Below are 15080 nucleotides of genomic sequence, written 5' to 3'. Positions count from 1 at the left end.
GGAGCGTATCGCGAACATGCGACCCTGGGAATCCCGGACAGCGCACTTCCAGCAGCGTGCCAATCGCGGATACGCGCTCACAAGGTCGTACGGCCGCGCTGGATGTCGGGCCGGGCGCGCAGCGCGGCGCAGAGCCGGCGCGTCGCCTCGCGCAGCTCGCCTCGGTCGAGCCACGTGAACCCGAGCCGCGCGGCGTCGCACCCGGCAGCGCGCTCGCTCCCGGGGGCCAGCGCGCCGGAACCCCTTGAACCGGGCGCTCGCACCGACGACGTTACGCCGCCCGTCATGCCCGGCGACCCCCAGGCCGTCCCCCCCGTAGCCCCCGCGGCGCCCTTCGAGACCCGCGCGGCCCTCCTCGCCTGGCTCGCGCAGCACGGCGTCGCGCACCTGGCCCGGCTGAGCCTCGAGGCGGTGGCGCCGCGCGTCGACCCCACGCTCTGGCCCGAGCTGCAGCTCCTCGGCGCGCGGCGGCGCCTCATCGACCTCGCGAGCGCCGAGTCGCTCGCGGGCGCGCTCGCGTGGCTCGCGCCGTCGCGCCTCCGCGACGTCCTGCCGCCCCTCGTGGCTCGCTTCCTGGAGGACGAGCGCGACGACGCCGCGCTCGCGCGCGCGGCGGCGCCGTCGCTGCTGCGGGCGCCCGACGAGCCGCGGGCCCTGTCGGCGCACGAGCGGCTCTGCGCGCTGCGGGCGCGCGTGCCGGACGCGGCGGCCCCGCGCCCCGAGCGGGCGCTCCGGGCCGCCGCGCTGCGGTTCGACGCCGCGCTCCCCGGCTTCCGCCTCGACGACCCGCGGCCCTTCGAGGCGCACCGCGCGGGCGCCGGCTTCGTCAGGCCGGAGGCGCGGCTGACCCTCGCGCCCGGGGCCCTCCGCGCCGAGTGCGACTGCGGCGCGGCCGGCTGCGTCCACGTGCTCGCGGCCGTCGACGCCGCGCTGCTCTGGCTCCGCCAGCCCCCGAGCGAGGCCTTCTTCCAGGCGCTCGACGAGCTCGGCCGCCCCGCCTGGGAGCGCGCCTTGCTGGCGCTCGACAGGGCCCTCGACGAGGGCGCGGGGGCGCGCGGCGGCGTCGAGCTCTCCTTCCGGCTGGACGTCGTCGAGGCGGCCGGCGTCGTGGTCGCGCCCTGGATCCACCGGCCGGGCAAGAAGGCGCAGCGCGGCGCCGGGGCGCGGCTCGGCAAGAAGCGCCTCCTGCTGGAGCACGGCGGAAAGCTCTCCCCCGAGGACGCCCGCGCCGCGTCCCTCCTGCCCGAAGGCAACGCCTTCGCCTCGCGGGCGCTGCTCGACGCGCTCATCGGCCACCCGCGCCTCTTCCTCGACGAGGCGCCCGACGTGGCCGTGCGCATCGAGCGCGCGCCGGTGGGCGTCGTGGCCGAGGAGCGCCACGGCGCCGTGCGGGTGAGCGCCGGCGTCGAGGGCACGGCGCTGCCCCCCGCGCTGCTCGATCGCGCGCGCCGGGCCCGGCCCGAGGAGGTGCTGTTCCTCTGGGACTGGGACAAGGGCGCGCGGCGGCTCACGCTGCTCGACGTCAAGGCCGAGATCCGGGCGCTGCTCGACGTGCTCGCGCGCGAGGGCGACGTCTTCCCGCCCGAGAGCCACGGCGCGCTGCTCGCCGCGCTCTCGCGGTGGGCGCTGCGCGTGCCCGTGGCCATGCCGCGCAGCGTGATGGGCGAGTCGGTCCCGCCGGAGCTGCTGCCGGTGCTGCGGCTCACGGCCCAGCCCCGCGGCGCGGTGGAGGTCGAGCTGCGCGTGCGGCCGCTCGCCGACGCCCCGCCGCTCGTGCCGGGCGCGGGCGCGCGCGACGTCCACGTGCGGCGCGGCGACCGGGCGCTGCACGCGGTGCGCGACCTGCGCCGGGAAGAGGACTTCGCCGCCGCGCTCGCCGCCGAGCTCCCGCTCGCCGGGGCCGAGCCGTTCGAGGATCGCCCGTTCCACTACCGCTTCGCCAGCGCGCAGGGCGCGCTCGATCTGCTCGCGGCCTGCGCGCGGCGCGAGCCGCCCCCGGAGCTCGAGTGGGTCAGCGAGCCCCTGCGGGTCGTGGGCGACGGCGGCCCCCGCGCGCTCAAGGTCGTCCTCGAGAAGCGGCGCGAGTGGTTCGGCGTCCTCGGCGGCCTGAGCGTCGCGGGAGAGCGCGTGGAGCTGGCCCGGCTGCTCGATTCGGCGCGCCGCCACGAGCGCTACGTGCAGGTCGAGGCCACCACCTACGTGGAGCTGGGCGAGGCCCTGCGCGCCCACCTCGAGCGCCTGGCCGATCACGTCCACGACGCCCGGCACGGCCTGTCGGTGGGCCCCTCGGCCGCCGCGGTGCTGTGGGAGCTCGAGCGGGCCGGCGCCGCGCTCGAGGCGGACGGCGCGTTCCGGGGGCTCGTCGAGCGGGTCGTGGCCGCCGGCGAGCTCTGCCCCGCCGCGCCGGCGGCGCTCGCGGGCGAGCTCCGCCCTTACCAGCTCGACGGGTACCGCTGGCTCGTGCGCCTCGCGGCCTGGGGCGCGGGGGGCGTGCTCGCCGACGACATGGGCCTCGGCAAGACGGTGCAGGCGCTCGCCGTCCTGCTCGAGCGCGGCGAGCGCGGGCCGGCGCTCGTCGTCGCGCCCACCTCGGTGGCCTTCAACTGGCAGGACGAGGCGCGGCGCTTCGCGCCCTCCCTCCGCCTCACGCTCTACGCGGACGAGGCCGATCGCGACGACGCGCTCGCGCGGCTCGGCCCGGGCGACGTGCTGGTGCTCAGCTACGGCCTGCTCGTGCGCGACGCCGCGCGCCTCGCGGCGCGGCGCTTCGCCACCGTCGTCTTCGACGAGGCGCAGAGCCTGAAGAACGCGACCACCCAGCGCTTCCGCGCCGCGAGGGCGCTCCAGGCGGACTTCACGTTCGCGCTCTCGGGCACGCCGATCGAGAACCACCTCGGCGAGCTCTGGAGCCTCTTCGCGCTCGTCTTCCCCGGCCTCCTCGGCGGCTGGGACGCGTTCCGCGACCGCTACGCCATGCCGATCGAGCGGCAGATCGACCCTGCTGCGGGGCCCGCGCTCGCGCGCGTGCTCGCCCCGTTCCTCCTCCGGCGGACCAAGGCGCAGGTGGAGGCCGAGCTGCCGGCGCGCACCGAGGTGCGCGTGCCGGTCGTGCTCTCGGGCGCCGAGTGGCAGCTGTACGAGGACGCGCGCCTCGCGGCGCTGTCCGACCTCGAGACGCCCCGGGCGGTCCGGCGCGAGCAGGAGCGGCGCGTCGAGGTGCTGGCGGCGCTCACGCGCCTCCGGCTGCTCGCGTCGCACCCGCGGCTCTACGACGCGCGCTCGACGCTCGACTCGTCCAAGCTCGCGCGCTTCCTCGGGCTCGTCGAGGAGCTGCGCGCGGAGGGGCAGCGCGCGCTCGTGTTCAGCCAGTTCACGTCGCACCTCGCGCTGGTGCGCGAGGCGCTCGAGGCGCGCGGCGTCGCGTACGTCTACCTCGACGGCGAGACGCCCCGGAAGGCCCGGGCCGAGCGGGTGCGCGAGTTCCAGGAGGGGTCGGCGCCGCTCTTCTTGATCTCGCTGAAGGCGGGGGGGTTCGGCATCAACCTCACGGCGGCCACCAACGTGATCCACCTCGACCCCTGGTGGAACCCCGCGGTCGAGGATCAGGCCTCGGACCGGGCGCACCGCCTGGGCCAGCGGCGGCCGGTCACCATCTATCGCCTGGTGGCGCTCGGGACGATCGAGGAGAAGATGCTGTCGCTGCACGCGGAGAAGCGCTCGCTCGTGGCGCAGGTGCTCGGCGGCAAGGACACCGCCGGCAAGCTCTCGACGCAGGAGCTCGTCGGCCTGCTGTCAGCGCAGCTCCGGGGGCCGGACGGCGGCGAGGGCGGGGACGGCGAGCTCTCGGACTCACGCCCTCCGAGTCGCGCTCTTTGACTCGGGATCTCTGACTCGTGCCGTCCGACTTCCGCTCTCCGTGGACCGAAGCTGGGCGCTACGTCGCCCAGAGAACGGCGAGATCGAGCTCGATGGCCTGGAAGGGCGTGGCGCGGACGCTCGCGGTGTCGCGGTGGGCGGCGATCGGTGCCCAGCTGCGGTCCGCGGCGAGCGTGAAGATCTCCAGGGTCCGCTGGAGGGGCGCGATCAGCCAGACGTGCCGCACGCCCTCGCGCGCATAGACGGGCATCTTCTCCTTGCGATCTCGCCTGGGAGCGGGTGGAGAGCGGCCTCGTGGTGGGCTGTTCAATCGCGGCGTAACGTAGCGAACGCGCCGCGACCGTCCACCGTCCGCCCCGCTGGCGCGCAGCTTGCAATCGGCCGACGCCGTTGAGCGCTCCAGGCCTGTCGACGAGCGCCAGCGAGGAGAAACGACATGCCGAAAGCGAAGTCCGCGAGCGCTTGCTGGATCCCGGGAGCGCGGCCCGCGCCGTCCGAGCCTTCCGAGGCGTCCCTGTCGCTGGCGCTCACCGCTGCCGAGCAGGAACTCCTGGGTCGCGCTCTCCGGTTCCTCGTCAACGTCCAGGCCGCGCCCTTCATCGCGCGGGCGCGTCGCGAGGGCTACGCGGCGAACGAGCACCGCGAGGGGTGGCGATTGTTCAAGCTCGCCTCGGGCGAGCAGCGCCCGCTCGAGCACCTCTTTGCGGAGGCCGCGGTGGAGGCCGCGGGCGGCGGAGGCGTCGAGGGCGCCGAGCGGATCCAGCTGCTCCGGGAGGTCGACGTCTTCGGGAACACGTGGTTCCCGCGCACGCGCGCGATCATCCGCCGCGTGGTGCCGCGCGAGCGGCGCGACGGCTTCGAGGCCGCGTTCTTCAAGCACCTGGAGCCGCAGCCGCTCGGGTCGCCGGTGACCATGTCGGTCGGGACGTACCTCCGCCGCCTCGAGGGGCTCGCCAGGAACAGCGATGGCGACGCGAAGAAGGTCCACAAGATGCTCGCGGCGCGCGGGCTGACCGAGGCGAAGGTGCAAGAGGTGCGCGATCTGCTGGCGAGGCTCGAGGCCGGCGCCGGGGCGCAGGCGCAGCCGCCCCGGGTGCCGGCGGCCGAGCTGGCGAGGGCCTGGCGGGAGCAACGGGAGGGGATCGAGGGCCTGCGGGGCTGGTTCAACGACTGGGCGACGACCCTGCGGCAGGTCTTCCCGGTGAAGGCGCAGATCCAGCTCGGCCTCACGGCCGTGAGGCGCACGGCGGCCGCCGAAGACGCGATCGAGGAGGACGTGCCGCTCGACGAGGACGAGGCCGGTGGCGGGTGACGGGAGCCCGCGCGGCGCCAGGCCGCGGGGGCGGTTACGCAACCGCTTGCTCTCTTCCGCAATGGCTTGCGGCATCCTGCAAAAGGTCGCGCTCGGGGGGCCCCGGCGGAACGTCCCGCACGGCACGAGCCCGGCTGCGCGCAGGCGGCCGCGCTGCAAGGGAGACTTGCCCCGCCGACTGGGCTCGTCGTCCGCGCCACGACTCGGTTCTTCGTCTGAACCACGATTCGGGCTCGTCGCCCGGGCGATCCCTGTGCCCGTCGCCTGAGCCACAGCCCGTCTCCTCGCCTGAGCCACAGCCCGTCTCCTCGCCTGAACCACAGCCCGTCTCCTCGCCTGAGCCTGAACGATGAGCGGGCTCGTCACCTGAGCCACAGCCCGTCTCCCCGCGCGGGCCACGGCTCGGCGTCTGGGAATTGCCGCAAGGCCGAGCGCCCTGAAATGGCGGAAGAACAGGAGGACAACGAAGGGAGCCCTGGTGTGAAGGAGAGAGGCTGACGCATCCGAGGCGCCGACACCGGACGATGTGGGGGGGCATGCTATAGACCCTTCCAACAGGCAGCGACGGTTGGCTGCTTGAGCATCGGTCCGGGTACGCCGTCGGGTTCTCTCGCCAGAGCGGCGCGACGAGCTCGACATTCGGGAGCGTTGCGTGTCGACAGGGGGTGGGGACGTTTCGCCCGGAGCCGCCGCGCGGGCATGGCAGCGATCGGAGGGGCCAGGATGAGCCGCGAGACCCTCGCGCCAGGGACGGTGTTCCAGGGTCGCTATGAGATCCTGTCCTGCTGCCGAGCGAGCGGACGAACGGTCGTTTACAGGGGCCGGCGCATCGGAGGCGGTGGGCCGATCGTGCTCCAGATTCTCCGTCTGCCTCGCGATGGAGACGGCGGACACCATGCGCGGCGCTCCATCTTGCGGTTCCTGCGGGAGATGCGCTCTGGCACGCGGCTCCACCACGCTCCGATCGTCCGGCCCGTCGACTGGGGGCACGCCGGCGAGGGGTGGCTCTATACCGTCTTCGAGCTCATGCCGGGACACACCCTGCGGGAGGTGATGCCCTCGGAGGACGACCTGCAGCAGCACGCGCTCGGCGCGACCCTGCCGCAGGCGACGCTCGAGCTCAAGGAGACCCCGCGCCGCGACGCCGAGGCCCAGGAGCAGAGACAGCCGGACCGGCCGGGATCGGGCGGAATGCGTGGCGAGCGTGGCGAACCGGCCGAGACCACGCTCGCGCTCGCCGGCCTGGCGCCCACGGAGGCGTCGGCCGGCGTGACGCCCGAGGAGCGAGCGCGCGAGGCCGCAGCGCCGTCGGTACACGACGCGCACGGCGCGACCACGGTGGGGGGAGCGACGCCGACGGGGCGCGGTCCGGGCTCCGGGCTGCCGGACGTCGGCGGCACGATCAAGCATTACGAGATCATCCGCAAGCTGGGCCGGGGCGGCATGGGGATCGTGTACCTGGCCCGCGACACGAAGCTCGGGCGCCTCGTCGCGATCAAGCTGCTGCTCGAGTTCAGCGGGCAAGGAAACGAGCGCTTCCTGGCCGAGGCGCGGGCCACGGCGCGCTGCCGTCACGAGAACATCGTGGTGATCCACGAGGTGGACGAGATCCGCGGCCACCCGTACCTGGTGCTCGAGTACATCAAGGGCCGCACCCTGAGCGAATGGCTGACCCAGCGCGAGCACCCGAGCGCGCCAGGGCCGCTCGCCGCGATAGGGCCGTCGGGCCCGATGTCGCCCGGCCAGGTGGTGGAGCTGATGATCCCCGTGGTCCGCGCGCTGGTCTGCGCGCACGAGCTCGGGATCGTGCACCGCGATCTGAAGCCGGAGAACATCCTCATCGACGACGCAGGGAGCATCAAGGTGCTCGACTTCGGGATCGCGAAGCAGCTCGACGCCAGGGTGATGTCGACGCTCACGGGCACGCAGGCGACGCTCGCGCGAGGCCACGGCGATGGCCACCGGAGCGGGCTCATCGGCACGCCGGCCTACATGTCACCCGAGCAATTGCTGGGCGGGGACGTCGATCCTCGCAGCGACCTCTGGGCCGTGGGCATCCTGCTGTACACGCTGCTCGTGGGGACGCACCCGCTCGACCCGTTCTCGGTCGCGCGGCTCGCGGACATCGTGAAGCTCGATCTCCCCATGCCGCGCGTGAGCGCGCGGCGGCCGGATGTGGGCGCGCTCGGCGACCTTGCCGATCGCTGCCTGAAGAAGCGCAAGCACGAGCGCATCGGCTCGGCCAAGGAGCTGCTCGCGGAGCTGGAGGCGCTGCTGCCCGGTCGAAAGGGGCGCGAGCTGGGCGACGACAAGAGCCCGTTCGCCGGGCTGTCCGCGTTCCAGGAGTCCGACGCGGCGCGCTTCTTCGGCCGCGATCGCCAGATCGCCGCCACGACGACGCGGCTGCGCTACCAGCCGCTCCTCACGGTCGTCGGGCCGTCGGGGGCGGGCAAGTCGTCGTTCGTGCGCGCGGGGGTGATCCCGGCGTTGAAGCGCTCGAGCGAGCGGTGGGAGACGTTCATCGTGCGGCCGGGGCGCCGGCCGCTGTCGGCGCTCGTCGATGTGCTCGTGCAGGTGGCCGAGTCCGAGGCGGCCAGCGCGGGGTCCGGGTCGGCCGAGCTCGCCGACCACGACGGGATCGTCGCCACGCTGCGCGCGCAGCCGGGGCACCTGGGCGCTCGGCTGCGCGCGCGCTGCCGCCGCGAGGGGACGAGGCACCATGTCCTGCTCTTCGTCGATCAGTTCGAGGAGCTGTACACGCTCGGCGCCAGCCGCGAGGAGCGGGCCGCGTTCGTGGCCTGCCTGGAAGGCGTGGCCGACGACGCGTCTTCGCCCCTGCGTGTGCTGCTCGCCGTCCGCTCGGATTTCCTCGATCACATGGCCGATGATCACGATTTCGTGATCGACGTGACGCGCGGTCTGTCGCTGCTGCCGCCGATGGGGCGCGACGGCCTGCGCGACGCGCTGACGAGGCCGCTGGAGGCGGCCGGCCATCGCTTCGAGACGGCCGAGATGATCGAGGACATGCTGGGCACGCTGGAGAGCACGCGGAGCCCGCTGCCGCTCCTGCAGTTCACGGCAGCGAAGCTGTGGGAGGCGCGGGATCGCGAGCACCGGCTGCTGACGCGAGACAGCTACGAGCGGCTGGGCGGCGTGGCGGGCGCCCTGTCCGCGCACGCGGACGCGGTGCTCTCGGCGCTGCCGGCGCGCGAGCAGCGGCTGGCCCGCGCGGTGCTCGTGCGCCTGGTCACGCCGGAGCGCACGCGCGCGGTGGTCAGCCTGGAGGAGCTCCATGGGGTGGCGCAGACCCGCGGGGGGCCTGCGGGCGAGGCGATCGAGCAGGTGGTCCAGCACCTGGCGGGTGCGCGGCTGCTGCTGATCGAGACCGGGGGCGAGCGCGAGGGCACGACGGTGGAGCTGGTGCACGAGTCGCTGATCGAGCGGTGGCCCAAGCTCCGGCAGTGGCTCGCCGAGGGCGAGCAAGACGCGCAGTTCCTGGCCCGGCTGCGCGCCTCGGCGCAGCAGTGGGAGGCGAGCGGCTGGGCCGAGGGGCTGCTCTGGCGCGACCGCGCGGCCCAGGACGCGAGGGCGTGGTACGAGCGCCGGCGCGCAGCGCAGGGCGCCGACGGGCGAGCGGGGCTGAGCAAGCGCGAGGAGCGCTATCTCCTGGCCGTCGTGGAGCTCGCCGAGCGCGCGCGGCGCTTGCGACGGCAGTTCGCCGTGGGCGTGATCGCGACGCTCAGCGCGTTCGCGGTCATGGTGTCGTACCTGGCGATCCGCGCGCAGGCGGACGCGCTCCTGGCGCGCAATGCCACCCGGATGGCCGCGGCGCGCGAGCTGCAATCCGACCCCACGACGGTGCTGGCGCTCTTGCGGGAGGTCGAGCCGCCCGAGGTGCCGCGCGGGTGGGCCACCCTCGCGCGCTGGGCGCTGCACAGCTGGGTCGCGCGCGTGGTGCTCACCCATCCGGATTTCGTCATCCGCGCGGCGTTCAGCCCCGACGGCAGGCGCATCGCGACGATCTGCGCGGACAGGGCCGTGCGGGTGTGGAACGCGGATGGCACGGGCGAGCCGCTGGTCCTCCGTGGCCACGACGCGCCGATCAACTCGGTGGCGTTCAGCCCCGACGGCGAGCGCATCGTGACGGCGTCGGACGACAGGACCGCGCGGGTGTGGCGCACCGAGGGTGGGGGCGAGCCGCTCGTCCTCCGCGGTCACGAGGAGGGGGTCTATTCGGCGGCGTTCAGCCCGGATGGCGGGCGCATCGTCACGGCGTCGTTCGACCGGACGGCGCGGGTGTGGAAGGCGGACGGCACGGGCGAGCTCCTCGTCCTCCGGGGTCATGCGGAGCCGGTCTATTTCGCGGCGTTCAGCCTCGACGGCGGGCGCATCGTGACGTCGTCGTTCGACCGGACGGCGCGGGTGTGGAACGCCGATGGGTCGGGCGAGCCGGTGATCCTGCCCGGTCACGAGGATGCCGTCTACTCGGCGGCGTTCAGCCCGGATGGCAAGCGCGTCGTCACGGCGTCCTGGGACAAGACGGCGCGGGTGTGGAACGCCGATGGGTCGGGCGAGCCCCGGATCCTGCGCGGCCACGAGGATGTCGTCTACTCTGCGGCGTTCAGCCCGGATGGCGAGCGGATCGTCACGGCGTCCTGGGACAAGACGGCGCGGGTGTGGAACGCCGATGGGTCGGGTGAGCCCCGGATCCTGCGCGGCCACCAGGATCGGGTCTACTCTGCGGTGTTCAGCGCCGACGGCAGGCGCATCGTCACGGCGTCTTATGACAAGACGGCGCGGGTGTGGAACGCCGAGAGCACGGGTGAGCCCCTCAGCCTCCGTGGTCACGAGGATTCGGTCTCCTCTGCGGCGTTCAGCCCGGATGGCAAGCGCATCGTCACGGCGTCGTGGGACAGGACGGCGCGGGTGTGGAACGCCGAGGTCGCGGGAGCGCCCGTGATCCTCCGTGGCCACGAGGGGGAGGTGTTCTCGGCGGCGTTCAGCCCTGACGGCGAGCGCATCGTCACCGCGTCCGACGACAAGACGGCGCGTGTGTGGAACGCCGACGGCTCGGGCGAGCCGCTGGTGATCCGTGGTCATGCGGACCGGGTTCGCTCGGCGGCGTTCAGCCCTGACGGCGAGCGCATCGTCACGGCGTCCTTTGACAAGACGGCGCGTGTGTGGAACGCCGACGGATCTGGCGAGCCCGTGACGCTCCGCGGTCACGCGGACAGGGTGCGTTCGGCGGCGTTCAGCCCCGACGGCGAGCGCATCGTCACCGCCTCGTATGACAACACGGCGCGTGTGTGGAACGCCGATGGCACGGGTGAGCCCGTGGTCCTGCGAGGGCATGATCGTTGGGTGGTATCGGCGGCGTTCAGCCCCGACGGCAAGCGCATCGTGACGGCGTCGTGGGACAAGACGGTGCGTGTGTGGAACGCCGACGGCACAGGCAAGCCCGTGGTCCTGCGTGGTCACGAGCACCTGGTCAACGCTGCGGTGTTCAGCCCTGATGGCAAGTATGTCGTGACCGCGTCCGACGACAAGACGACGCGGATATGGAATGCCGACGGCACGGGCGAGCCGCTGGTGCTGCGCGGGTCCGATGCGTCCGTCAACGCGGTGGCGTACAGCCCCGATGGCAAGCGCATCGTCACCGGGTCCGACGACAAGGTCGCGCGGGTGTGGACCGATCTCGAGCCGCTCCGCGGCGTCGATGATCCGAAGCTGTGGACGGCGACGACCTACTGCATGCCCGTCGAGCGGAGGATCGAGCTCCTTCGTGTGCCCGAGTCGGCCGCCCGGGCGAGCCAGGAGGCCTGTCTGCGGCAGGTCGCCGCGGTCCGTGAGGCCGCGCCGGGGGGGCAGGCGGATTCGGGGGGCCGGCTGCGCGGCACGGCCGGCCGGTGACGAGCCTCCGTCCATCGATCGCCTGCTCACCTCCGCGAATCAGCGCGCCCTCACCCCGCCCGCAGCCTCCACACCGCGGGCCGCAGCAGCAGGATCGGCGCGGCAAACCCCGCGATGACGAACGCCCAGACGGTCGCCTCCACGCCGATGCGCCCCGCGAGCCAGCCGGCCGCCAGGGTGCCCGCCGGCAGGAGCGCCCCGGTGAGCACATGGAGCGTGGCATCGACCCGGCCGAGCACGTGCAACGGCAGCATGGATTGCCGGGCGCTCACCGCGTGGATCATGAACGCCATGAGGAACGCGTCCCCCACGAGCTGGTGCACCACGAGGGCAGGGACCGCGAGCCGCCCGAGCTGCGCGGCCAGCGGGATGAGCGCGCAGCCGGCCTGGCTCATGAACAGGCTGAGGATCATCGCCGGCCCGGCGCCGAGGCGTCGGCCAAGCCAGCCCGCGAGGAAACTGCCGCCCAGCGCGCCGATGCCGCCCACGCTGATGATCAGCCCGACCGTGGTCGTGTCCAGCCCCAGATGCTCCAGGAGATAGAGCATGTACAGCGCGGAGAAGACCCCGCCGACCAGGAGGGCGTGGACGCCCATCGCCAGGAACGTCGCCCCGATCACCGGGTGGCCCACGCCGTGGCGCAGCCCCACCCGGAGATCCTCGACCAGCGAGGCGCCCCCATCGCCTCCGCCGCCCGCGGGGACGGCCGGCGCCTCCGTCGCCCGGATGCGCCCGAGGAGCGCCGCCGACACGAGGTACGACAGCGCGTCCACCACCATCGTCACCGGGGCCGTCAGCGCCTGGATCAGGATGCCCGCGGCGCCGGGGCCGGCGATCTCCGCGGCGGCCTCGGTCCCCTCCAGCCTGGCGTTTGCCTTGACCAGGTGGTCCTGCCCCACGAGCGCCGGCAAGTAGGCGTTGTCGGCGATCTGGAACAGCGACGTGGCCATGCCCACCAGCGCGGCCACCACGGAGAGCTGGAGCAGGGTGAGGGTGCCGGTCCAGGCCGCGATCGGGACCGAGAGGATCAGCGCCGCGCGCACGAGATCCGCGCCGACGAGGAGCGGCCGCTTGCGCGAGCGATCGACGAGCCCGCCCGCGAAGAGCCCCACGAGGACGCCCGGCGCGGTGGACACGGCGGAGAGGACCGCCACGCCCGACGCGTCGGCCCCGAGGCTCACGATGGCGATCACGGGCAGCGCCGTCCGGCTGATGCGGCTGCCCACAGCGCTCACCGCCTGCGCCGCCCAGAGGCGCAGGAAGTCGGGATGGCGAGAGAGGCCGGCGGGGGGAGGGGACATCGTCTGGGGCGTGAGCAGAGCAGAAAAGAGGAGGGAAGGAGAAGCGCGCACTATCGAACGCGGCCGATCGGTGGCTATGCGATCACCGCTCACGGTTTCGTCGGGTTCTCGGAAGGCAGCGCCCTCCTCCCCGGACCGTCCATCGAGCGCGCAACCCGCTGGATTGCGCCGGGGCGCCCGCATCCCGCTCGCCTCTCCGGGCAGGCGCGGCTACGAAGGCAGCCCTGGAGTCCCACGCGAACATGCCCACGCTGCTGCGTTCACCGGCCACCAGGCTCGGCGCCGCGCTCGTCGCGATCGCGATGGCGCTCGTCGGCTTCCTGCCCCTCTTCGACGGCCCCGGCTACGAAAGCGCGCTCGCCGCCGGCCTGATCGTCCCGGGCGCCGCCGCGATCGTGACCGCCCTCGACGTCGCCGCGCATCGGCCGGCGCCTGTCGAGGCGTTCCGCCGCGGCGTCGCGTGCGGCGCCCTGCTCGCGGTCGTCGCGTACGCCACCACGCTGGCGCACGGCCTGCGCGCCGGCTTCTGCGATGTGCTCGGCGGCTCGGCGCACTTCGCCCTCGGGCCCGGGCTCGGCGCGGCGCTCGGCGGCGCCTGGGGCGCCGTCGCGGGCGAGCTCGCCGCCGGCATCCGGCGCGACGACGCCGCGCCTCCCCGCCCGGCGTGGCGGCGCCGGCTCATCGCCGTCCTCGCGGCGCTCGCCGCCCCCCTCGGCGCGATCGGCGTGAGCGCCGTCCGCTTCTACACGAGCCCGATCGTCTTCGCCTACGACCCCTTCGCCGGCTTCTTCAGCGGCACCCTCTACGACACGGTCGTCGACGCGTCCGGGCTGCTGACGTACCGCGCGGGGACGCTGGCCACCCTGTTCGCCGCGTCGGCGCTCGCGCAGCACCTCGTGCACGACGCGGGCGGGCGGGTGTCGTTCCAGCCGCAGGGCCGGCCCGGGCTGCTCCTGCTCGGCGGCGTGAGCGCCGCGCTGAGCGCCGCGACCGTCCTGGAGGGCGCGCGCCTCGGCCACTTCCAGACCTCCGAGAGCATCGCGGCCGAGCTCGGCGCGCTCTCGAAGGGCCAGCGCTGCGAGGTCGTCCACCCGCGGGGCATGCGCGAGGCCGACGTCCAGCGCTTCGTGCGCGAGTGCGACGCCCACGTCGAGGCCGGCGAGCGCTGGCTCGGGGCGCCCGCGGTGGTCGACGGCGCGCCGCTCCGGGTCCGCGCCTACCTGTTCGAGAGCGCGGCGCAGAAGGGCGCGCTGATGGGCGCGTCGCGCACGTACGTCGCGAAGCCGTGGCGCCGCGAGGTGTACCTGCAGGCCGCCGGCTACCCGCACCCGACGCTGGGGCACGAGATCATGCACGTGCTCGCCGGCGCCTTCGCCCGCGGCCCGTTCAAGGTCGCCGGGCGGCTCGGCGGGTGGCTCCCCGACCCGGGGCTCATCGAGGGGATCGCCGTCGCCGGCTCGCCCAGGGAGGGCGAGGACCTGAGCCCGCGCGCGTGGGCCAAGGCGATGAAAGATCTCGGGATCTTGCCGCCGCTCGCGCGCCTTTTCGCGCTCGGCTTCCTCGCCGAGAACTCGTCGACCGCCTACACCGTGAGCGGCGCGTTCGTCGGCCACGTGCGCGCGACGTACGGCGCGGACGCGGTGCGCGCCTGGTATGGCGGCAAGGCGCTGCCGGAGATCACCGGCGCCTCGTGGGAGGTGATGGAGCGCGCGTGGCACGCCGATCTCGACGCGCTCACGCTCCCCGACGCGGCGAAGGCGCAGGCGAAGGCCCGCTTCGATCGGCCGGCGCTCTTCGAGCGGCGCTGCCCGCACGTGGTCGACGCGTGCACCCACGAGGCGGAGGCGCTGCGCGCGCGCGGCGACCACGAGGGCGCGATCGCCGCGTACCGGCGCGTGCTGTCGCTCGACCGGAGCCCCGCGCCCCGCGTCGCCATCGCCGAGACGCGCCTCGCCAGCGACGCGCCCGCCGAGCGCGGCGAGGGGATCCGCGAGCTCGAGGGCATCGCCGGGGACGGGTCGATCCCGCGCCACCTGCGCGATCGCGCGGCCGAGCGCCTCGGCGACGTCGCGCTCGCGGCGGGCGACCGGGAGCGCGCGGCGGCGCGGTACAGCGAGGTCGCCGGCCGGCTCGTCGACGAGGATCGGCTCCGGACGCTCGACGTGAAGATCGCCGCCGCGAACGACGAACGCGCCCGCGCGGCCATCGTCGAGCTGCTGATCGGCACGCGCGGCGGCGCGCCCGACAGGCTCCGGGCGGCGGAGCTCCTCGGCGCGTGGGCCGCGCAGTCCCCCGGCGACGGCCTGCCGAACTACCTGCTCGGCCGCCATTACCTGAGCGACGGTCGCTTCGATGAGGCCGCCGATCGCCTGGATCGGGCGCTCGCGGCCCACCTGCCCATCCAGCGGGTCTGGATCGAGGCCGAGCGGCTGCGGCTCGTGGTCGCGTGCGGCGTCGAGGACGTCGAGACCGCCCGCAGGATGTTCGCCCAGTACGCAGCGCACGACGGGGCCGTCGGCACGGGGCCGGCCGTGAGCGAGGAGCGCCGGGACGCGGCCCTTCGCCTGCTCGAGCGCTGCACCGGCGCGGCGGCCCGGCCTACGTCCCCGGCGACCGCAGGCGACCCGCCGGCCGGAGAAAAGTGAAGAATGCCTCTCGTCCCTGCGCGCTGACGTGGTGAG

General features: G+C 74.3%; 7 protein-coding genes. 4 read left to right on the top strand and 3 right to left on the bottom strand.

What is annotated here, in order from left to right; translation table 11 throughout:
• Positions 1-77: 77 nt before the first annotated feature.
• Positions 78-287, bottom strand: a complete 210-nt coding sequence (locus WMF27_RS22835; protein ID WP_437766780.1) for a hypothetical protein — start codon at positions 285-287, stop codon at positions 78-80.
• Here WMF27_RS22835 and WMF27_RS22830 point away from each other — a divergent pair.
• Positions 286-3876 (top strand): SNF2-related protein, encoded by a 3591-nt coding sequence (locus WMF27_RS22830; RefSeq protein ID WP_437766781.1) that lies wholly within the window; start codon positions 286-288, stop codon positions 3874-3876. The genes WMF27_RS22835 and WMF27_RS22830 overlap by 2 nt on opposite strands.
• 58 nt (positions 3877-3934) lie before the next feature.
• On the opposite strand, the gene WMF27_RS22825 is transcribed toward WMF27_RS22830, so the two are convergent.
• A complete protein-coding gene (locus WMF27_RS22825) occupies positions 3935-4186 on the bottom strand; it encodes a Uma2 family endonuclease (RefSeq protein ID WP_437766782.1) in 252 nt (83 codons plus the stop codon).
• Positions 4187-4312: 126 nt separating this feature from the next.
• Here WMF27_RS22825 and WMF27_RS22820 point away from each other — a divergent pair, with 126 nt between their 5' ends.
• Positions 4313-5188, top strand: a complete 876-nt coding sequence (locus tag WMF27_RS22820) for a hypothetical protein (protein ID WP_437766783.1) — start codon at positions 4313-4315, stop codon at positions 5186-5188.
• A 930-nt stretch (positions 5189-6118) separates the two neighbouring features.
• Complete coding sequence (locus tag WMF27_RS22815; RefSeq protein ID WP_437766784.1) at positions 6119-11098, top strand: nSTAND1 domain-containing NTPase; 4980 nt, start codon at positions 6119-6121, stop codon at positions 11096-11098.
• 50 nt (positions 11099-11148) lie between these two features.
• Here WMF27_RS22815 and WMF27_RS22810 read toward each other — a convergent pair whose 3' ends face one another.
• Positions 11149-12399 carry an MFS transporter gene (locus WMF27_RS22810; protein WP_437766785.1) on the bottom strand — a complete coding sequence of 417 codons (1251 nt, stop codon included), beginning with the start codon at positions 12397-12399 and terminating at the stop codon, positions 11149-11151.
• 242 nt (positions 12400-12641) lie between these two features.
• Between WMF27_RS22810 and WMF27_RS22805 the strand changes: the two genes are divergently transcribed.
• Positions 12642-15044 carry a hypothetical protein gene (locus WMF27_RS22805; RefSeq protein WP_437766786.1) on the top strand — a complete coding sequence of 801 codons (2403 nt, stop codon included), beginning with the start codon at positions 12642-12644 and terminating at the stop codon, positions 15042-15044.
• Positions 15045-15080 lie beyond the last annotated feature (36 nt).

The sequence above is a fragment of the Sorangium sp. So ce281 genome, from assembly GCF_051527395.1.
Lineage (GTDB): Bacteria > Myxococcota_A > Polyangia > Polyangiales > Polyangiaceae > Sorangium > Sorangium cellulosum_B.
The sequence above is the reverse complement of the archived record's forward strand: the minus strand, read 5'-3'. Positions and strand labels throughout refer to the sequence as shown.